This is a genomic window from Chryseobacterium sp. A301 (assembly GCF_054489425.1).
In genome coordinates this window covers 301548-320826 of sequence record NZ_JBTMWY010000003.1, presented here as the reverse complement: position 1 = coordinate 320826, position 19279 = coordinate 301548, and the positions used below count along the sequence as shown (strand labels likewise).

Sequence of the window (19279 nt, the reverse complement as noted above, 5' to 3'; positions counted from 1 at the left end):
TATCGTGCTATTCTTAGGCCGGTTTTATGCGTTAGATTTGCTAAAGGAAGCATTCTCCAAAATGACTGCATAGCCTTGTCCTACGCCAATACACATGGTTGCAAGCGCATAGCGTTTCTTGGTTTTCACAAGTTCTAAAGCGGCCGAATAGGTGATTCGAGTGCCACTCATTCCTAGAGGGTGGCCTAGAGCGATGGCTCCTCCGTTTGGATTGACTCTTGGGTCATCTGGCTCTAATCCTAGTTCTTTTAAACAAGCAATACTTTGCGCTGCAAAGGCTTCGTTTATTTCAATGATGTCCATGTCCTCTAGGGTAAGCCCTGCTCGTTTCAGCGCTAATTTGGTCGCTTCCACAGGTCCAATCCCCATGATTCTTGGCTCGGTCCCTGTGACCCCAGAAGTCACTATTCTCGCCATGGGAGTAAGGTTGTATTCTTTTAAAGCACTTTCGGAGGCGATTAATACGGCAGCGGCTCCATCGTTTAGTCCAGACGAATTTCCAGCTGAAACGGTACCGTTCTCTTTTACAAAGGCAGCTCTCAATTTGGAAAGTCCTTCCATCGAAGAATTGGGTTTGACAAATTCATCTTGATCGAATTGAATAGGATCTGCTTTTCGTTGAGGAATTTCGATAGGGGTAATCTCTTCGCCTAGCCTTCCGCTTTCCATTGCTGCTTTCGCTTTCTTCTGGGAAAAGAGTGCGAACTGATCTTGTTCTTCTCGGGTAATCTCGTATTTTTCAGCTAAGTTTTCAGCCGTGTTTCCCATTGCATCCGTTCCGTAAAGTTCCTTCATTTTCGGGTTTACAAAACGCCAACCAAAACTACTATCGTAGATTTTTTGATCACTTCCAAAAGGGGCAGCAGATTTGGATAGCACATAAGGTCCACGTGTCATTCCCTCTACACCTCCTGCGATGAAAAGGTCTCCTTCGCCTGATTTAATGGCTCGAGAGGCTTGTACGATTGCGCTCATTCCTGAAGCGCATAGCCTATTGACCGTTTCTCCAGGAACGGAGACGGGAAGCCCCGCTAGAAGGAGAGACATTCTTGCTATGTTACGATTGTCTTCGCCGGCTTGGTTTGCACAGCCAATTATGACATCATCAATTTTGTCTAGGGGTAGATTCGGGGACTTCTTTAACAGTCCCTTTAGGACATCTGCTAATAAGTCGTCGGTTCTCAGTCCTGAGAGTGTTCCTCTAAAACTTCCAATGGCGGAACGAGTTCCGTTTACAATGTATGCGTTTTCTTTCATTTTATACTGTTTTTAATACGGGCAACTTACATCGAATTAATGAGGGTCGTCGCGGTGTCTAAATTCTACTTTTAAAATTAATTTATGAAGATATCGGATTAAGTATCCTGTGCTTACCACGACAAAGAGTCCAATAAGACAGCCCCCAGCGACCGATAAGAATCGTTCAATAGAAGCGATATACCCTTCGTCTGGTTTTTCCAAAACGATAATAATCACGGCAACAATGGCCGTTCTAGAGACACTTGACAGTTTGAATGCGTTGGACAAAAGAGCCGCCACCACAATTCCAATCAGCGTTTTCCAAAAGAGCTCAAAGGGCAAAAATACCACTACAAATCCCGACAAAGCACCCACTAAATTGGCTTTAACTCGGTCTGTGGTTAACCGAGGAGCGTCTTTTCCTTCGGGTGAAATCACGAGCATAATGGAGAGTAGGGCCCAAAACAAGTCAAACTCGGGAACCAGTTCCATTAGATAATATCCAAGGGTGAATCCAAGAACGCACCTATAAATGTAAATGGATATCGAGGAAAACAAAAAATTGCGCACTCCTGTCAGGACTCTCATGAACTATCGCTTTGCTTACAAAAGTATCAATTTCCAACCACCTAAACGAAGGATATATCTTCCGTTTTGGAAAAATAAGACTTTCCATTAAATCCTTAGTTTAACTTTTCTACAAACTCGGCGGAGGTTTTTTCCCGAACTTCCTCAATTGTGATTCCAGGCATGAGCTCAATGAGCGTTAGCTTTGAATCAATATATTGAAATACAGCTAGGTCCGTGATAATCATATCCACTGCAGATCTTGTCGTGATGGGTAGATCACAAGCGGGTACAATTTTTGGGTCGCCGTTTCGTTCGGTATGCATCATGGTAATAATTAGCTTCTTTGCTCCCGATGCAAGATCCATGGCTCCACCCACTCCTAACAAAGGCTCACCCGGTACGGCCCAATTGGCTAGGTTTGCCTTTTCGTCGACTTGAAGTCCGCCCATGATGGCCACATCAATATGTCCTCCTCGAATCATTGCAAAGGATTCTGCACTGTCAAAATAAGAAGTCCCTCGCAATGCCGAGACCGGTAATTTTCCTGCATTTACCGGATAGTCCATAGCTCCACCCTCCTTTGGTGAAGGACCCACTCCAAGCATTCCGTTTTCGGTATGCAGAGTTATTTGGTGCTCAGGAGTAATTAAATCGGCCACTAGGGTAGGTATTCCAATGCCTAAATTGATTACTTCTCCTTTCCTTAGTTCTTTAAGTGCTGTTTGTGCCATGCTGAGTCTTCTCAGAGAGACGGATTTGGCACTTTGACTCACGGCGGAACTTCCAAGTTCTTCAAGGGTGGTATGCGCCTGAACAAGATAGTCTATGCAGCAACCAGGCGTATGAATACTTTCGGGTGAAAGTTAGCCTTCTTCGACCAAGTGCTTAACCTCTGAAATGACTAGATCGGCTGCCGTCGCAAAGGCTTTATTGAAGTTCTGCTCGGTCATTCGGTATTGCAAGTTGCCGGAACGGTCCGCTTTCCAAGCCCGAATAAAGGAAGAACCTTAGACGAAAAGGGCTAGGGTAGGTTTTCCCACCAAGGGTTAGGCTGAATTTCGTTTTGGCTCCAATCGATGCGCTCACCTATTTTGGGCGTTAAGATCGCTTGATCGGGCTTTCGAAGTTCCATCATCTTGCTAATGGGTTCGTTCCATGCATGGAGTGCCAAAGCAAACTTTCCGTAATGGACTGGAACCAGGGTTTTCGCCTTTAAGTCTTCCATTGCTTTTAAATTTTCTCCGGGTAGAAAATGAATGTATCGCCAATCCTCATTGTACTGCCCATTTTCTAAAATGGCCAAATCAATCGAGTCGTGTCGTTTTCCAATTTCTTTGAAATGATCTCCGTACCCGCTGTCTCCTCCAATGAAAACCTTTTGGGTCGGGAATTGAAGCAAGAAACTGCTCCATAACGTTTGATTTCGTGTGAGTCCTCTTCCTGAGAAGTGCCTAGCCGGCTCCGAATAGACGGTGTATCCCCTTGTTAATTCATGGGATTCGTACCAATCCAGTTCAACAAGTTTGCTAGACTCTAGTCCCCAAAACTCTAAATGTTCTCCCGTTCCAAGGCCGGTAATGACTTTTTGTGTCTGGTTGAAAAGGGCTTTAACCGTTTTGTAATCTAAATGGTCCCAGTGGTCATGCGTAATAATTAGGTAATCTAAAGGGGGGATGTCTTTCGTCTCATAGAGATCACTTCCTTTAAATGCTTTTACACTGAACGAGAAAGGACTTGCGTGGCCCGAAAAAACCGGGTCGACTAAAATACGTTTTCCATCTAGTTGCAGATAATAAGAAGAGTGCCCCATCCATACCATCGTGTTTTCAGAAAGGGGTATAGAAAAGAGGTCTGTTTTTGTAAATTCAAATGGATTCTTAGGTTGTATCTGAGGACTTTTCTTAAATAGCATTTTGTACATCGCACCTACCATAGTGGCCCCAGGTGCCATAGCCGGTGTATCTAGTAAATTATCAAACTGATTTCCACGGTAATGCGGAGAGTTTTGAATTCGAACTAAACGCTCTCCGGAGGGGGCTTTTCCAAAGGAAGGACTCCTTAGAATGAAATACCCTACGATTGCAATAAGTAAGGTGAGAATAAGGAATACGAACAGAACTTTTAGTAGTGGATGCACAATGAGTGGATTAAGTCTGCAAAATTAACCCATTTTTCTCAGGTTTTTGATTTGTTCTCTCTATATTGTATATTTTTAAACCCCACGAAAAAAGTAGGATGAACGATACAATTACTGTAGTGCAAATCTTTAATCAGCCCTTAGAAAAGGTTTGGAGTGCAATAAGCGATGCAAGTGAACTTCAAAAATGGTATTTTGAGATCCCTAGTTTTGAATTAAAGCTACATCATAAATTTCATTTCTATGAACCCGGGGATGAAAAGAAATTTCTTCACGCTGGAGAAATCGTAGAAATTCAACCCTATAAAAAGCTTTCGTATACTTGGTCTTATCCCGAAATTTCGAATGAAACTACACTCGTGAATTGGGAGTTAGAACCTTGGGGAGATCAAACTCGCTTAGTCCTTAGGCATGAGCATCTAGATCATTTTAAATTGTTGGGTGAGGGGTTTTCCTTCGAAAATTTTTCATTCGGTTGGAAAAGCATCGTTAGGGATTCTTTGAAAAGCTATTTAGAAAATTGAAAATCACGTTTCCAGAAAGGTTTTTTTTGGGAAGCCAAAAAAAGGGGAATCCCTTTTTGTCTGAGCCATGATATTTCAGTAATTTCACAAATTCGATCCAGGCATAGGCCTGAAAGAAGTAAATTTGAAAAAAAAAGAAATGAAACGTAGTTTATATATTGCTCTGATAGGTTTAGGCGTATTAGTATCTTGTAGTAAAGAAAAAGAAGTTTTAAATGATTTAAACAGCTATACCATTGAGCGTCAATCGCAGGGGTTTCATTTTGGGGATTCTCTTGAGCTTCCGCAGAGCGTGCTGAAGGATGCGAAAGAAATAAAAATCAGTTTTGGAGACAAGGAGACCTCAAGTCTTATCATTGATCCCAATTACTTTTCCTTAGGAGATAATGCCGTCACCTTTTTAATTACAACCTCAAGCGGGGAAGTTTTAAGCCAAGATGCGACCATTAATGTTTTTGCTGCAAAGCCTGAGGCTAATATTTCCTATGAAATAGTGAAAGAGTATCCTCACGATACGGCAAACTTCACGCAAGGCTTTCAATTGGAAGGAGAAACTATTTACGAAAGTGACGGGCAACATGGGCTCTCTCAACTTATAAAATATACTTTGGGTTCCACGCAGGTGCAGAAATCCATTCATCAACCTCAAGAAGTGTTTTCGGAAGGAGCCACGATCGTAGGGGATAAGATCTACCAGTTGACTTGGCAGAATAAAAAAGGATTTGTGTATAACAAGTCAAGCTTGGAGCTTCTCTCTGAATTTCCTTACCCCAATGTGATTGGAGAAGGATGGGGGCTTACCTACGATGGGAAAAGTCTCATTGCCTCAGACGGGACCAAGAATCTTTATTTCCTTTCTGTAAAGGATCCCTCTCAGTTAGAACGGTATATTTCCGTGGCAGGAAACACCCAGGCTTACGATCAATTAAATGAGCTCGAGTATCACGAGGGCTACATTTATGCGAACGTATGGCAAAACCCAATCGTTTTAAAGATTGATCCTAAAACAGGAGAAGTTGTGGGGAAATTCGATTTCACGCAGCTTGCTAAAAAACATACGACGGGCAATGATGATGTGTTAAATGGGATCGCATTCAAAGGAGAAAACATGCTGGTAACAGGTAAAAATTGGCCTACGATTTACGAAGTTCAAATAAAATAATTAGCAGTCCCTAAAGGTAGAAATGCTCCGGATTGTGGATAAATTATAGAGTCATAATTTTGAAATCAAAGAGAAAGAGATTTATCTTTACGCGCTTTAAATGTCCCTGCTTTTTGGGCCATACTCATAGATCAACTTAAGAGATTTTTTACACATGCACATCGCAATTACAGGAAACATTGGCGCTGGAAAAACCACGCTCACGACAATGCTCGCGAAACATTATGGCTGGGAAGCCCAATTTGAGGACGTGGATCACAATCCTTATTTAGAGGACTTTTATGCCGACATGAGCCAATGGAGTTTTGCACTTCAGATTTATTTTTTGGGCAGTCGTTTTCGACAAGTCAAAGAAATTCGTGAAAGTGGAAAAAACATTATCCAAGACCGAACGATTTATGAGGATGCTCACATATTTGCAGAGAATTTGTATGACATGAGTCTCCTTTCCCAAAGAGACTATGACAACTATCTTTCTGTTTTTACTTTGATGAAATCTTTTGTGCAGGCACCTGATCTTTTAATTTACCTAAAGAGTGATGTTCCAAATTTGGTAAAAAAGATCTACAAACGAGGAAGGGAATACGAGGCAACCATTAGCATTGAATACCTCTCTAAGTTGAACCAAAAATACGAAAGTTGGATTGAGAATTACAAGGAAGGAAAATTACTTGTAATTGAAGTGGACGATCTGGATTTTGTAGAAAGGCCTCAAGATTTTGGCTTTATTCTTGAACGCATTGAGGCAGAGCTTCATGGACTTTTTTAACTCCTTCATACCAATTGCATGCTGAAAATTTTACATAATAACAGTTGTTCTAAATCTCGATCTGTTCTTGAATACCTTGATGAAAATGGGGTAGAGTTCGAATTAATTGATATTGTAAACGATCCTCTTTCTGTCTTAGAGATTGAAACGCTTCTAAAAAAACTAGACGCTAGGCCTCTTGATATTCTTCGCAAAAACGAACCGCTCTACAAAAGCACATACGCAGATAAGACCCTAACGGATTCTGAGTGGATGGAAATTCTCTCCCAAAATCCAAATTTAATAGAGCGTCCTATTTTGATAAAAGGATCCCTAGCGATGGTCGCCCGACCTATTGAAAAAGCAAAGTTTTTTATAGAAGCCTAAAATCTAAAGCATCATTACACCAGGAATTTTGGAAACTTCTTTGTAGAGGTCAATCACCTGATTTGCATCCATGACAAAGGCCAGGATACTGGCGGAAATGTACTTCCCGTTTGAACTTTCCCTTGTTGAAATCGTGTACTTTAGTTTGTCAAAGATTTGATACAAATCTGTGAGTTTTGAATTGTCGTTTGGGAATATGAATTTATAGAGATAATCTTCGGGAAAGCTATGTGCGCTTTCCAAGTTGGCTTGTAAATTAGTGTAAAATTCTTCTGCAGATACGCCCTTTGGTAGTGGGCTGTTGGGTTGGTCCATAAATATAGATTCGATATAAACTAGAGAGGTTAAAAGTTCGAGGCGATAAATATAAGATTTTTTTTATTTTGAATTTTGAAGTGCATCTAAAAGTTGATACGAATTTTGCATTTCATGATTTTCAATAATTTTAAAAAGTCCCTCCACCATTTGCTCCGATGCAAGTCTACTGAGTCCCCCTGAGGCAAGGTTTAGATTTTGATCTCCTGTTCCTAACAGTCCTCCTAAAAGGTTGTTTCCTTGAAGTGCTAAATTAAGACTTTTTACAATTCCGTATTCATTTAGTTTTTCATCCACTTTCGGTTGAATGGCAAGCAAAAGTTGATCTGCTGTTTTTGCTTTCAAAAGCCTTGTAGCAGCTCCTTTTCCACCATTCGCGACTTGCATAACGTCCTGAGCCGTTAACGAGTTTACAGCATTCCTTAAGATAGGTTCTGCGGTTTGCACCGTATACGCTGCAGCCTGGGCAATGTATTCTCTTTCTTTCTGGACGAGACTGGGTGAGATTCGCTCTAAAACGGAATTGATCTCTCTTAATGGCTTAGGCAAAGCCTGATCGATTAATTCATTTTGCATAAACGCATTTTTATTAGAGAAAATTCCAACTCCTTTGGTGATTCCTCCCAGCAATATTTGTTTTAAAACGGTGATTCCAATCCCTGAGGTGGCTAGTGCCAGACAAGATTGGGTTAAAACGCCGATCGAACCCACTGCGAGGCTCGCTACTAATACGGTTTTTGCTTTCATATATATGTTTTTATTTAGAAAAAGCATCGGATGCTAATTAGATGTTTCAAATATTAAGCCAAGTTCTTTCGATAGAGGCCTTGGGTCAAGCGTTCGGGCGTTAGGTAAGAAAAGTTAAGTAAATGCTAAAGTTTACCAAATATTTTCTAAATTTGAGATAATAAACGCGCGTGTGTTTAGACCGCTCAAGAGAGATTTAATTCAAAAGTTAACAGTATGAAAAACAGCAATCTAAAGTTTCCTTGCCTTATTGCCGCCTTTTACTTCGGTTTTAGCGTGCAGGCACAGACGACTCAAGATACAGTGCGAGAGCAACAAATCGAGGAGGTCGTTATGATTGGGTACGGTAGTCGTAAAAAAGTGGACAATACGGCTGCAATCAGCTCAATTAATGCAGAAGAAGTCAGCAAGACGAAAGTGTTAAATGCGACGCAAGCGATTCAAGGGAAGGCTGCGGGTGTTAACGTGACCGCTTCTGACCTTCCCGGTTCGACCCCCTCGGTGGTCATCCGTGGATTAGGAACCGCACTGGGAGGACGTGAACCTCTTTATGTGGTGGACGGAATGATGGTGGGAGGTATTTCCAACATCAATACAAACGACATTCTCACGTACGATATTTTGAAAGATGCCTCGGCACTTGCAATCTATGGGAACCGTGGAGCCAATGGAGTGATCATTATTACGACTAAATCCGGTCGAGGTCGAGGTATATCGGTCGAGTACGATGGATTTATAGGAGTTCGTTCACCCCTGCGCAAAGTCAAAATGGCTGGAAGTAATCTCTTTTCGTATTATACCAATACGGCTTTGAGCAGTACAAAATTCTCTCAGGATCAACCGGTGAACACCGACTGGTTTGAAGAAATCACACGCCAAGGTGTTTACAACCAACACAACGTGTCGGTATCGGGTTCTTCTGAAAATGCGAAGTACTTTTTTAGTGCGAGCAATTACGATGAAAAAGCGATTCTAAAAGGTTCGGATTACAATCGTACCACGCTTCGAACCAATAACGAATTTAAAATCAACCGCAATATTACCCTCTCCCAGACGATGAGTGTGGCTTTCTTTAATGTAACACCTAAACCTTTGGGTGCCTTTACGACGGCTTACAAACAATCTCCGATCGTACCGGTGCGTTTTGAAAATGGGAAATGGGGAGTTCCTTTTGTAGGTGCAGATGGATTCGCAGGGACTACTGGCTCTTCTTTTAATAATGTAGGAAATCCCGTAAGTCAACTTTTCTTCAATGACGAGCAGCAGCGAAGCATGCAGCTTCAGGGAAGTGTGAAGTTAGACATTAAATTTGCTAAATACTTCACCTATACAGGTCAGTTTTCAGGGCAATACAACAACGGAAAAGCCTACAGTTTTTCGGATACTCGAGAAATATGGTTAGCCGCGGATCCTACCCGTACGGAGGCGCAATATAGCCCAGCAGATGCCGTCAACTCGCTTAACAATAGTCGTTACACCAATTTTAATTGGGCGGTGACGAATTTTGTAACCTTTCAAAAGAGATTTGGACTCCACGATGTGGAAGCCACAGTGGGAACCGAGACCACAATCTATGATGGAGAAGAACGAATTGCCTTTACAAGACGAAATGTTCTTCCTAATCGCAATTATTGGGATCTTGCCGGAACCAATTATGCAGATGAAAACCTTACTTCTCTTACAAGTGTAAAAGCAAACGATGCAAACACCCTTTCTTTCTTTGCAAGAGCGCAGTACAAATACAATAATAAATATTTGCTAACAGCTACCATTCGTCAGGATGGCTCTTCTCAATTTGCACAGGATCGCAAATGGGGAACCTTTCCTTCCTTTGGTGCAGGATGGGTGATTTCCGAGGAAGAATTTCTTAAGGATGGTGCTTTCGATCTCTTGAAAATTAGAGGAGGTTGGGGACGTTTAGGAAATCAAAATGTTCCTTTAAACTTCCTTCCTTTTGCGACAGGAGAAAACATGAATTATTACTTCAACGGTCTTACCAACGGAGGAGGTACTACTATTAATCAACTTTATGACCCTCTTCTTTCTTGGGAAATTGTGGAGGGAAGTAACGTCGGGCTTGACATCGAGATATTATCTCGCCGTTTAAGTGGTACGTTTGATGTCTATAAAAAGGTCACCAATAACCTAATTCTACAAGCCACACCGATCTCTACTTCTGGACTTGAAATCGCGGGATATTCCCATTTAGGGCAAGTAACCAACAAGGGGGTTGAAGCTGCCTTAAATTGGAAGGACCAAGCAGGGGAAGATTTTTCTTACTCCATCGGAGTCAATTATTCCTATAACCATAACGAAGTAAATCAACTCGCTTCCGAAAATGTGAACGACATCAACGGAGGAGGACTTGGAAATGGACAGTGGACTAAATTGTTGAATGAAAAAGCGGTAGGCCAGCCTTTAGGTAGTTTCTATCTTTGGGAAGTTGCGGGGTATGACCAAGACGGAAAAGTCATGTATGTGGATCACAACAACAATGGCATCACAGGCTCTTCGGATTCTGAGGATCGGCGCTTTTTCGGCTCATACATTCCGAAATCCAATGTGGGAATTAATCTTGGGGTGAATTATAAAAACCTTGATTTTTCAGTGAATGGATACGGAGCCTTTGGAGGCGTGGTTTACAATGGGAAAAAAGCCCAACGTTTCTCCGGAGAAAACATTGAATACGATGTGGCAAGCAACTTTTGGACTCCAGACAATACAGGAGCTTCGAATCCTGCACCTTTTAACAGTGTACCGCTTGCCTCTAATTATTACTTAGAGAGTGGCGATTATTTTAGGATCAACAATATTACCCTAGGATACACCGTGAAGAATGTTGTCGATTATGTTTCGTCGGTTCGATTCTATGTGAATGCAATCAATCCGGTTGTATTTCAGAAATTCTCAGGATTCACCCCTGAACTTTCTGCTGACGGGAATCCCTACGGAAACGCCGGAATTGAACTGGATGCTTATCCTACACTTCGATCGTTTGTTTTTGGTGTAAATGTTAAATTTTAATTTGAAAGTCATGAAAAAGAAAATTATATTAGTTTCCGCTTTAGCCCTGTTTGCACTTAGCACAAACAGTTGTAGGACCGACTCTTTGGACGTCACACCTACTTCCAATATTTCGACTCAGGACTTATCCCTTTTTAATAACAACGAAGGAGCAGAAGGGTTTTCGAATGCCGTGTACGCAAAATTTTTAGACTGGAATTTAAGTTCGTTTGCTTGGATCGGGATTACCAATATTATTAGCGACGATGCAGACAAGGGGTCGTCCCCTGGAGATGCAGGTGGCGACAAGGACCTCTTGGATAAACTGGATTTAACCGCTACGGGAAGTTCCTTTAACGATGTGTGGCAGGGTTCCTATCAAGGGATTAACAGAGCCAACCAAGCCCTTGAATACATCCCGCAGCTGGACAAAGCGGATGCGGCCCTTCGCGAACGACTTGTAGGCGAAGTGAAGTTCTTAAGAGCGTTTTTATACTTCAATTTGGTTCGAGGATGGGGAGGAGTTCCCATCGTAGATCATGTGCCGAGTCCGAGTGTGGAGGAGGATCGAGTCATGCTGCTCACACGAAAAAGTGCGGAAGAAGTGTACGCTTTTATTATTAAGGACTTAGAAGATGCAGCCATGGTGCTTCCACCCAAAGCAGCCTATTCAGGGAACAATGTAGGTAGAGCGACCAAGGGTGCTGCAAATGCACTGCTTGCGAAGGTTTACCTCTATCAAAAGAATTGGCAAAAGGCGCTGGATCATGCTAACTTAGTAGTAGGGTATGGTCTAACACCTGATTTTGCAGATATTTACAAAGTTTCTGGAGAAAACAACCAAGAATCTATCTTTGAAATTCAAGGAAAAGGAGGACCGGGAGAACCTGGCATTCAACAGTATTCTCAAACCCAAGGCGCGAGAGGTGCTGGAGGTTGGGGATGGGGATTTGGCACGCCTTCTCAAAATCTCGTCGATGCGTTTGACGAGGCTGGAGATACGGAGCGTCGCGATGCGACCATTATCTTTAGGAATTCTACTCTTTACGATGGGCGTGTAGTGCCTAGCACTGTAGAAAATCCCTATTACAATTACAAAGCGTACTCTTCCAATTACACAGGTTCTGACGATTCGGATACGAACATTCGCTACCTGCGCTACGCCGAGATTTTATTAATTAAGGCGGAAGCTTTAAATGAATTAGGACAAACGGGCCTTGCCGGAGAGGAACTTAATAAAGTGAGACTTAGAGCCAATTTAGGGGTGACCACTGCGAGCTCAAGCACGGCAATGCGCACCGCAATTTGGAAGGAAAGACGTTTGGAGTTAGCCCTAGAGCACGATCGCTGGTTTGATTTGGTCCGTACCGGTCAAGCTAAAAGTGCAATGGCGGCAGATGGCAAAACTTTTATTGTCGGAAGACATGAATTGTTTCCAATTCCTCAGCCTTTCATTAGTGAGTCAAAAGGGCTAAGTCAACCGAATCCTGGTTATTAATTATTTAATATTACTCTTATGAATTATCAAAATACAATCAAATATGTGGTCGGTACCTTTCTAGGGATGCTGCTTCTCTCTGGATGCATGGATAGTATTGACAAAGACAATCCACCCATTCCATACCCGTCCATCGGAGGGTATGAAAACTCGGATGATATAGCTAGCAGCAATCTGCTAAGCAAACTTAGTTTTGAAAACAATCTTTTAGACGCAAAAAACAGTATCTCGGGAGCGGTGTCCACCAAAGTGGGTTATGCGCAAGGGATCAAAGGAATGGCATACAGTGGTTCTTCCACAGAATCTCGATATGCCGTAGGCCAAGGATCCAGTGCTATCACGGGTCTTAATGATTTTACCGTCGCCTTTTGGATGAAAAGTAACAATACAGTAGCGCCAGATCCTCCTGGAGTTGGAAAAGGAGCACAAGGGATTTTCTCTGTGGTTCGTCCAGCAGAATTCTGGGGAGGAATTAACCTATTTATTGAAAATCCAGACAATTCTAAACCCGATCGAATTCGTTTGAAACTTGGGGTTGAAAATGGACGTTCCGGTGTGAACTGGAAAGGCCAAAGTGTCATAGCGAATTTGGACGGTTACAAAGGAAAATGGGTTCATGTGGCCTTTGTCTACAACTCGAAGGAAAGCCGATGCTACGTATACCAAGACGGAGAACCAGCTAAGAATTTAGAAGGGTTTGCTTATTCTCCAGCCGGTGGAACGTTAAGCGGCTACGCTTCTTGGTTTTCTGACGATCCGGGCGGTATTGACAATCCAAAATCCGTGGCAGGGTATGGGAATTTAGAAATGGTGGGGACCAATGGACAAGTGGTCCTAGGTACTCATCAATTTGAAACTCTGCCGCCACTCAATAACGGTTCACAACAAGATTGGGCCACAAGTTACGCAGGGCAATTGGATGAGTTTAGACTCTACAATGCAGCTCTTGCCCCGGCGGATATCATCGCGCTTTACAAGCTTGAAAAAGACGGAAGATAATTGACTTCGAAAAGGGTCCACTTGGGCCCTTTTCTTTTTAAAAAAAATACAAATGAAATTTGCGATCCCAACTTTATTCTTTTTCGCGCTATTAACCAGCTCTTGCTCGGGTGGTCGCGATTCCCCCGGAGGAGGCGGTACGCCACTTCCCACACCACCGGGTCCTGATCCTGCACCGGTCACGTATACCGATGTGGAACTTTTGGATTTGGTCCAAAAAGAAACGATTTCCTACTTTTGGGAGTTTGCCGAGTCCAATTCGAAATTAGCTCGAGAACGATACCATACGGACAATCCTTCGCTTGATCAAAATGTGGTGACCACAGGAGGATCTGGATTTGGACTGCTCAGTTTGCTCGTAGGTATTGAGAAAGGGTTTCTTCCTCGCTCACAAGCAGTAGAACGACTTACTACAGGTCTTAGTTTCTTGGAAAAGGCAGAGCGGTTCCACGGCGCGTGGCCCCATTGGATCGATGGGCAGACCGGCGCCGTGAAACCTTTCGGTCCTGGAGACGACGGTGGAGATTTGGTGGAAACTGCATTTCTTGTTCAGGGTCTAATTTGCGTGCGAGAATACTTTATAAACTCTTCCGTTGAAGCGGAAAAGAATTTAGCCTTAAAAGCGGATGAACTTTGGCAAGGGGTTGAATGGAACTGGTACACTCAAAACCAAAACACACTGTATTGGCACTGGTCGAAAAACAGTGGGTTTCAGATGAATATGAAACTGCAAGGATTTGATGAAACCTTAATTCCATATATCCTTGCAGCTAGTTCACCAACTTACCCCATTTCAAAAGAAGTGTATAAAGAAGGATGGGCACGCAGCGGTGGAATTAAGAGTGCCGGTTCGCTTTACGGCATTCCCTTAGTGGTGAATCATAACGGTCACTCAGGAAGTGTAGGCCCTCTGTTTTGGTCGCATTATTCTTTTCTCGCGCTCGATCCAAGAGGTCTATCGGATGAATATGTCAATTATGGAAACGCTGTAACGAACCACTCTAAAATCATGTACCAATATGCATTAAGTAATCCGAAAGGATATGTCGGATACGGTGCGAAAGGTTGGGGATTAACGGCAAGTTACTCTCGAAACAGTGATGGATCGACAGGGTACAGTGCCCATTCGCCGTTAAATGATTTGGGTGTAATCAGCCCGACAGCGGCTCTTTCAAGTATGCCCTATACCCCTAGTGAAAGTATGGAGATGCTTCGATTTCTTTACAACGAAAAGAAATCGCAGTACGTGGGTGTGGCAGGCCCCTACGATGCGTATAGCCCCCAGTACAATTGGGTGAGCCCACGGTACTTGGCCATTGATCAAGGAACGATCACCCCCATGGTAGAGAACTACCGAAGTGGATTTATTTGGAATCTTTTTATGAAGGCTCCTGAAATTAAGGTGGGACTTAAAAAGCTCGGGTTTAGTTCTAGCACCCACACTCTTTAAAAAGGAAGATAATATGAAGAAATTAATTGTATTTACTCTTGCGCTAGGATCGATTGTTGGATCGTGTACAGCAATGAATTTAACGAAAGACTCGCCGGAAAAAGTGAGTTTTTCAAAAAGTGATACAGACCTAATGGATCAGGTCCAAAAGCAAAGTCTGAAATATTTTTGGGATTTTGCAGAGCCCAATTCTCTCATGGGCCAAGAACGCTACCATGAAGACGGGGTATACCCTTATAACGATGCGCATGTAGTGACAACAGGAGGTTCAGGTTTTGGACTCATGAGTATTTTAGTGGGCGTAGAAAGAGGCTTTGTGCCACGCACTGAAGCGGTTGATAGACTGCATAAAATTGCGAATTTTCTTTCCACAAGTGAGCGGTTCCATGGTGCTTGGTCTCATTGGATTGATGGGAGAACCGGAAAGGCTGTCCCGTTTGGAAAAAAAGATGACGGCGGAGACTTGGTCGAAACCGCATTTTTAGTTCAAGGAATTATTACAGTACGAGAGTATTTTAAAGAAGGAAATGCGCGGGAGAAAGCCTTAGCTAAGAAAATGGATGAGTTATGGAGATCGGTGGAATGGGATTGGTACACAAAAGGAGGAGAGAAAGTCCTTTACTGGCATTGGTCCAAAAACTATGGATGGGAAATGAATTTCCCTTTGGAAGGATATAACGAATGTTTGATTACTTATATTCTAGCGGCCTCTTCCCCTACGCATCCCATTGATGCAGAAACGTATTACAAAGGTTGGACGAGAGACGGAAGTTACACCACAGACAAAACAAAATACGGTCTTCCTCTTCTGGTCAATCACAACGGAGCGAGTGAATACGGTGGGCCCTTATTTTGGGCGCAATATTCTTATCTTGGGTTAGATCCTACCGGACTACATGACCGACAAATTCAAAATTATTTTGATCTGAACCGAAACCATGTACTTATTAGCTACCGCTATGCCCTCGAAAACCCAAAGCACTTTAAAGGTTATGGACCTAATTATTGGGGCATGACTGCTTCTTATTCCAGAAATCCAGATGGATCCACTGGCTATACCGCTCATATGCCCTCTAACGACAGAGGCGTTATAACACCCACGGCCGCGCTTAGTAGTTTTCCTTATACACCGAAAGAATCGATGGATGTTCTTCGGTTTTTATATGCGCAAAAACCTGAATTTATTGGAAGCGCAGGTCCCTACGACGCGACCTCAATCCATTATGACAATTGGGTAGCTAAACAATATCTAGCCATCGACCAAGGCACGATTTCTCCTATGATCGAAAATTATAGGACGGGACTTTTATGGAAGCTTTTCATGAATGCCCCAGACATTCAAGCAGGACTAAAAAAACTTGATTTTAAATCCGAAAAATACAATATCAAATGAAGATAAACCTTTTGATAAACCAATGCATACGCTACTTTAGTCTTGTTTTACTCCTCAGTATGACAAGCGTAAGTTTTGCGCAAGAAATTCACGCGAATTTCAGCAAGACGGTGTCGATCGAATCTGAACTTGGGTATGTCCTAGACTATCCTAAAGAGAGCAAATCTGCGGTCCCTTTGATTGTTTTTTTGCATGGCTCAGGGGAAAGAGGAAGTAATCTGGAATTGGTCAAGGCCCACAGTCCTTTTACGTACAAAGAGCTAATTAAAGAGCCGGTTGCCATTTTAGCACCCCAGTGTCCTGCAAATGAGTGGTGGGATACACAGGCTGTTTATGCACTCATTCAGGATATTCAAACCAAATACAAAATAGATCCGAGTCGAATTCATCTCACCGGCCTCTCTATGGGAGGATGGGGAAGTTGGAAGCTAGCCAATGAGCATCCCGAAATGTTTGCTTCTCTAAGCGTGGTTTGTGGTCCTTCGGATCGATGGATGAAGGCAACTGCGCATCAGTACAAGGATCTACCCATCCGTATTTTCCATGGAGGAAATGACGATATCGTCTCTCCAATTGCCTCCATAGAGATGTACCAAGTAATTCGTAAAATCAATCCAGACGTGAGTCTGACGATTTTCCCAGACGATAACCATAATTCTTGGGATTCTACCTATAGTGATCCCGAATTTTACACTTGGATGTTAGCAAAAAAGAAACAAAAATAATAGAATAATGAAGAAGTTAATTTTAGTTGCGCTCCTGGCACTCAGTCCATTTGCGATGGCACAGGAGCTCGTCCATCAGCCCGTTCAAAAGTACCAAACAGCGGACTACATGGCCAAAAAGAAAGTATTTATAGACCAGCTCCTTCAAAAAATGACCTTAGAGGAGAAAATAGGTCAGCTCAATTTACCGAGCGCCGGGGATTTCACCACAGGACAAGCGCAGAGTTCGGACATTGGAAAAAAGATTGAACAGGGGTTAGTCGGAGGGCTATTCAATATCAAAGGCATTGAGAAAATTAGAGCCGTTCAAAAAGTAGCGATGGAAAAGTCGAGACTTAAGATTCCCCTCCTTTTTGGGATGGATGTCATCCATGGATACGAAACCACATTTCCGATTCCCCTCGGGCTTGCCGCGAGTTGGGACATGGATTTAGTACAACGTTCTGCGCAAATTGCTGCAAAAGAAGCGGCTGCGGACGGGATTAACTGGACCTTCTCTCCGATGGTGGATGTTTCAAGAGAGCCTCGATGGGGACGTGTCTCCGAGGGTGCAGGGGAAGATCCCTTCCTTGGAAGTGAAATCGCAAAAGCCATGGTGTATGGATACCAAGGGAAGGATCTTTCCCTTGAAAGTACGATTCTTGCCTGTGTAAAGCATTTTGCTCTTTACGGTGCGCCGGAAGCAGGTCTTGATTACAACACAGTGGACATGAGTCACACCCGTATGTTCAATGAGTATTTCCCTCCTTACAAAGCAGCCGTGGAGGCTGGCGTTGGATCCGTGATGGCTTCTTTCAACGAAGTGGATGGGATTCCAGCGACTGGGAATAAGTGGTTGATGGACGATGTCTTAAGAAAACAGTGGGGATTTGAAGGGTTCGTGGTAAGTGATTACACAGGAATTAACGAAATGGAACAACACGGGATGGGAGATTTACAGACCGTTTCCGCCTTGGCATTAAATGCTGGAACCGATATGGACATGGTAGGGGAAGGCTTTCTCACTACGCTTCAAAAATCGCTCAAAGAAGGAAAAGTAACGGAGACGCAAATTACCTTGGCTGCAAAACGAATTTTAGAATCAAAATACGATTTGGGGCTCTTTGAGGATCCGTATCGATACGGTAGCAAGAAAGAGGCAGAAAAAGAAGTTTTTAAACAAAAGAATCGCGACGAAGCAAGAAAAATTGCTGCGGCTTCGATGGTACTCTTGAAAAATGACAACCAGGTACTTCCTTTAAAGAAATCAGGAACCATTGCACTTATTGGTCCCCTGGTTAAAAATTCAGTCAACATGCCAGGAACATGGAGTGTTGCCACTACGCACGGAAGTGCAGTCACTCTTTTAGACGGACTTCAAAAAAGTGCGGGTAAAAATGTCAAGATCCTTACAGCTAAGGGTTCAAACGTAGAGGAAAATGAAACGTTGGAAAATGTGTACGCAGCCCATGGTAAAGTAGTAGATCGAGATTCCAGAGGGAAAGAGGCTCTACTTAAAGAGGCCGTGGATGTAGCAAATCAGTCGGATGTAATTGTGTTAGCCATTGGGGAAAGTGCAGAAATGAGCGGAGAATCCTCTTCACGCGCAGAAATCACAATTCCAGAGGCGCAAATCGATTTGCTAAATGAACTTAAAAAAACGGGCAAGCCGATCGCGGTGGTTCTTTTGACGGGAAGACCTTTAGCACTCTCAAATATGTACGAAACTCCGGATGCCATTTTGAACGCCTGGTTCCCAGGTACAGAAGCGGGACTTGCGGTAGCGGACGTGCTATTTGGAGAGGTGAATCCTTCCGGAAAATTACCTATGACCTTTCCTCGTAGTGTGGGGCAGGTACCAATTTATTACAACCATAAAAATACAGGCCGACCGCTCAGTCCGGAGAAAACTGCGAAATGTGAATACGAGCGATTCCGCTCAAATTACATGGACGAATGCAACACTCCGCTTTATCCGTTTGGTTTTGGATTAAGCTATACGAACTTTTCGTACTCTGAACTTTCTATTTCAGATAAGGCCCCGAAAGGAAATCAAACGATTGAAGCCAGTGTAACCGTAACCAATTCAGGAAACTACGATGGTTCGGAAGTCGTGCAATTGTACATTCGCGATTTGGTGGGTCGCAACACACGCCCTGTGAAAGAATTGAAAGGATTTGAAAAGGTTTTCCTTAAAAAAGGGGAAAGCAAAGTGGTTCGCTTCCAGATTCAACCCGAACTTTTAAAATATTACGACAATAAGCTTCTTCACGATTGGGAAGAAGGAGATTTTGACATTATGGTGGGAACGAATTCTCAGGACTATAAAACGCAAAGAGTGCACTGGTCCAAGTAATCGAGTGAATCAATTTTGTATTCATAATCGCTGCCTTAGGGTGGCGA

General features: G+C 43.0%; 18 protein-coding genes. 11 read left to right on the top strand and 7 right to left on the bottom strand.

Going from position 1 to position 19279, the window contains the following annotated elements; translation table 11 throughout:
* Nucleotides 1-24 precede the first annotated feature (24 nt).
* The 5 genes from ACX3PU_RS07375 to ACX3PU_RS07355 form a co-directional block, all read right to left on the bottom strand.
* Nucleotides 25-1257 (bottom strand): acetyl-CoA C-acyltransferase, encoded by a 1233-nt coding sequence (locus tag ACX3PU_RS07375; RefSeq protein ID WP_459084328.1) that lies wholly within the window; start codon nt 1255-1257, stop codon nt 25-27.
* A 36-nt stretch (nt 1258-1293) separates the two neighbouring features.
* Nucleotides 1294-1827 (bottom strand): FUSC family protein, encoded by a 534-nt coding sequence (locus ACX3PU_RS07370; protein WP_459084327.1) that lies wholly within the window; start codon nt 1825-1827, stop codon nt 1294-1296.
* A gap of 95 nt (nt 1828-1922) precedes the next feature.
* Nucleotides 1923-2540 (bottom strand): 3-oxoacid CoA-transferase subunit B, encoded by a 618-nt coding sequence (locus ACX3PU_RS07365; RefSeq protein ID WP_459084326.1) that lies wholly within the window; start codon nt 2538-2540, stop codon nt 1923-1925.
* Between the two features lie 132 nt (nt 2541-2672).
* A complete protein-coding gene (locus ACX3PU_RS07360) occupies nt 2673-2804 on the bottom strand; it encodes a CoA-transferase (protein WP_459084406.1) in 132 nt (43 codons plus the stop codon).
* Between the two features lie 26 nt (nt 2805-2830).
* Complete coding sequence (locus ACX3PU_RS07355) at nt 2831-3946, bottom strand: MBL fold metallo-hydrolase (protein WP_459084325.1); 1116 nt, start codon at nt 3944-3946, stop codon at nt 2831-2833.
* Between the two features lie 98 nt (nt 3947-4044).
* Here ACX3PU_RS07355 and ACX3PU_RS07350 point away from each other — a divergent pair, with 98 nt between their 5' ends.
* The 4 genes from ACX3PU_RS07350 to ACX3PU_RS07335 all read left to right on the top strand — a co-directional run bounded on the left by ACX3PU_RS07350 (nt 4045) and on the right by ACX3PU_RS07335 (nt 6767).
* Nucleotides 4045-4470 (top strand): SRPBCC family protein, encoded by a 426-nt coding sequence (locus ACX3PU_RS07350; protein WP_459084324.1) that lies wholly within the window; start codon nt 4045-4047, stop codon nt 4468-4470.
* A 139-nt stretch (nt 4471-4609) separates the two neighbouring features.
* Complete coding sequence (locus tag ACX3PU_RS07345; protein ID WP_459084323.1) at nt 4610-5632, top strand: glutaminyl-peptide cyclotransferase; 1023 nt, start codon at nt 4610-4612, stop codon at nt 5630-5632.
* A gap of 154 nt (nt 5633-5786) precedes the next feature.
* Nucleotides 5787-6401, top strand: coding sequence for a deoxynucleoside kinase (locus ACX3PU_RS07340; RefSeq protein ID WP_459084322.1), 615 nt, complete (start codon nt 5787-5789; stop codon nt 6399-6401).
* Nucleotides 6402-6419: 18 nt separating this feature from the next.
* Nucleotides 6420-6767 (top strand): ArsC/Spx/MgsR family protein, encoded by a 348-nt coding sequence (locus tag ACX3PU_RS07335; protein WP_459084321.1) that lies wholly within the window; start codon nt 6420-6422, stop codon nt 6765-6767.
* 3 nt (nt 6768-6770) lie between these two features.
* Here ACX3PU_RS07335 and ACX3PU_RS07330 read toward each other — a convergent pair whose 3' ends face one another.
* Together ACX3PU_RS07330 and ACX3PU_RS07325 are read right to left on the bottom strand one after the other, a co-directional pair.
* Complete coding sequence (locus ACX3PU_RS07330) at nt 6771-7082, bottom strand: DUF493 domain-containing protein (RefSeq protein ID WP_459084320.1); 312 nt, start codon at nt 7080-7082, stop codon at nt 6771-6773.
* Between the two features lie 63 nt (nt 7083-7145).
* A complete protein-coding gene (locus tag ACX3PU_RS07325) occupies nt 7146-7829 on the bottom strand; it encodes a DUF4197 family protein (RefSeq protein WP_459084318.1) in 684 nt (227 codons plus the stop codon).
* Between the two features lie 216 nt (nt 7830-8045).
* Here ACX3PU_RS07325 and ACX3PU_RS07320 point away from each other — a divergent pair, with 216 nt between their 5' ends.
* From ACX3PU_RS07320 to bglX, 7 genes are read left to right on the top strand one after another with little or no spacing between them, the layout of a single operon-like run.
* Nucleotides 8046-10853 carry a SusC/RagA family TonB-linked outer membrane protein gene (locus tag ACX3PU_RS07320; RefSeq protein WP_459084316.1) on the top strand — a complete coding sequence of 936 codons (2808 nt, stop codon included), beginning with the start codon at nt 8046-8048 and terminating at the stop codon, nt 10851-10853.
* A gap of 10 nt (nt 10854-10863) precedes the next feature.
* Nucleotides 10864-12330, top strand: coding sequence for a RagB/SusD family nutrient uptake outer membrane protein (locus ACX3PU_RS07315; protein WP_459084315.1), 1467 nt, complete (start codon nt 10864-10866; stop codon nt 12328-12330).
* Nucleotides 12331-12348: 18 nt separating this feature from the next.
* Complete coding sequence (locus ACX3PU_RS07310) at nt 12349-13329, top strand: LamG-like jellyroll fold domain-containing protein (protein ID WP_459084314.1); 981 nt, start codon at nt 12349-12351, stop codon at nt 13327-13329.
* 52 nt (nt 13330-13381) lie between these two features.
* Nucleotides 13382-14779, top strand: a complete 1398-nt coding sequence (locus ACX3PU_RS07305; RefSeq protein WP_459084313.1) for a glucoamylase family protein — start codon at nt 13382-13384, stop codon at nt 14777-14779.
* A gap of 13 nt (nt 14780-14792) precedes the next feature.
* Nucleotides 14793-16172, top strand: a complete 1380-nt coding sequence (locus ACX3PU_RS07300; protein WP_459084312.1) for a glucoamylase family protein — start codon at nt 14793-14795, stop codon at nt 16170-16172.
* On the top strand, nt 16169-16897 hold the full coding sequence (locus ACX3PU_RS07295; RefSeq protein ID WP_459084311.1) for a carboxylesterase family protein: 729 nt from the start codon (nt 16169-16171) through the stop codon (nt 16895-16897). Before ACX3PU_RS07300 ends, ACX3PU_RS07295 begins: the two co-directional genes overlap by 4 nt.
* A gap of 7 nt (nt 16898-16904) precedes the next feature.
* Entirely contained in the window at nt 16905-19232 is a 2328-nt protein-coding gene (bglX, locus tag ACX3PU_RS07290) for a beta-glucosidase BglX (RefSeq protein WP_459084310.1), read from the top strand.
* Nucleotides 19233-19279 lie beyond the last annotated feature (47 nt).

Bases quoted from the DNA above. Each gene is read 5' to 3' on its own strand.
- ACX3PU_RS07300 (WP_459084312.1), top strand. From the start codon at position 14,793: ATGAAGAAATTAATTGTATTTACTCTTGCGCTAGGATCGATTGTTGGA.
- ACX3PU_RS07350 (WP_459084324.1), top strand. From the start codon at position 4,045: ATGAACGATACAATTACTGTAGTGCAAATCTTTAATCAGCCCTTAGAA.
- ACX3PU_RS07325 (WP_459084318.1), bottom strand. From the start codon at position 7,829: ATGAAAGCAAAAACCGTATTAGTAGCGAGCCTCGCAGTGGGTTCGATC.
- ACX3PU_RS07345 (WP_459084323.1), top strand. From the start codon at position 4,610: ATGAAACGTAGTTTATATATTGCTCTGATAGGTTTAGGCGTATTAGTA.
- ACX3PU_RS07340 (WP_459084322.1), top strand. From the start codon at position 5,787: ATGCACATCGCAATTACAGGAAACATTGGCGCTGGAAAAACCACGCTC.
- ACX3PU_RS07310 (WP_459084314.1), top strand. From the start codon at position 12,349: ATGAATTATCAAAATACAATCAAATATGTGGTCGGTACCTTTCTAGGG.
- ACX3PU_RS07330 (WP_459084320.1), bottom strand. From the start codon at position 7,082: ATGGACCAACCCAACAGCCCACTACCAAAGGGCGTATCTGCAGAAGAA.
- ACX3PU_RS07320 (WP_459084316.1), top strand. From the start codon at position 8,046: ATGAAAAACAGCAATCTAAAGTTTCCTTGCCTTATTGCCGCCTTTTAC.
- ACX3PU_RS07375 (WP_459084328.1), bottom strand. From the start codon at position 1,257: ATGAAAGAAAACGCATACATTGTAAACGGAACTCGTTCCGCCATTGGA.
- bglX (WP_459084310.1), top strand. From the start codon at position 16,905: ATGAAGAAGTTAATTTTAGTTGCGCTCCTGGCACTCAGTCCATTTGCG.
- ACX3PU_RS07335 (WP_459084321.1), top strand. From the start codon at position 6,420: ATGCTGAAAATTTTACATAATAACAGTTGTTCTAAATCTCGATCTGTT.
- ACX3PU_RS07315 (WP_459084315.1), top strand. From the start codon at position 10,864: ATGAAAAAGAAAATTATATTAGTTTCCGCTTTAGCCCTGTTTGCACTT.
- ACX3PU_RS07295 (WP_459084311.1), top strand. From the start codon at position 16,169: ATGAAGATAAACCTTTTGATAAACCAATGCATACGCTACTTTAGTCTT.
- ACX3PU_RS07305 (WP_459084313.1), top strand. From the start codon at position 13,382: ATGAAATTTGCGATCCCAACTTTATTCTTTTTCGCGCTATTAACCAGC.
- ACX3PU_RS07365 (WP_459084326.1), bottom strand. From the start codon at position 2,540: ATGGCACAAACAGCACTTAAAGAACTAAGGAAAGGAGAAGTAATCAAT.
- ACX3PU_RS07370 (WP_459084327.1), bottom strand. From the start codon at position 1,827: ATGAGAGTCCTGACAGGAGTGCGCAATTTTTTGTTTTCCTCGATATCC.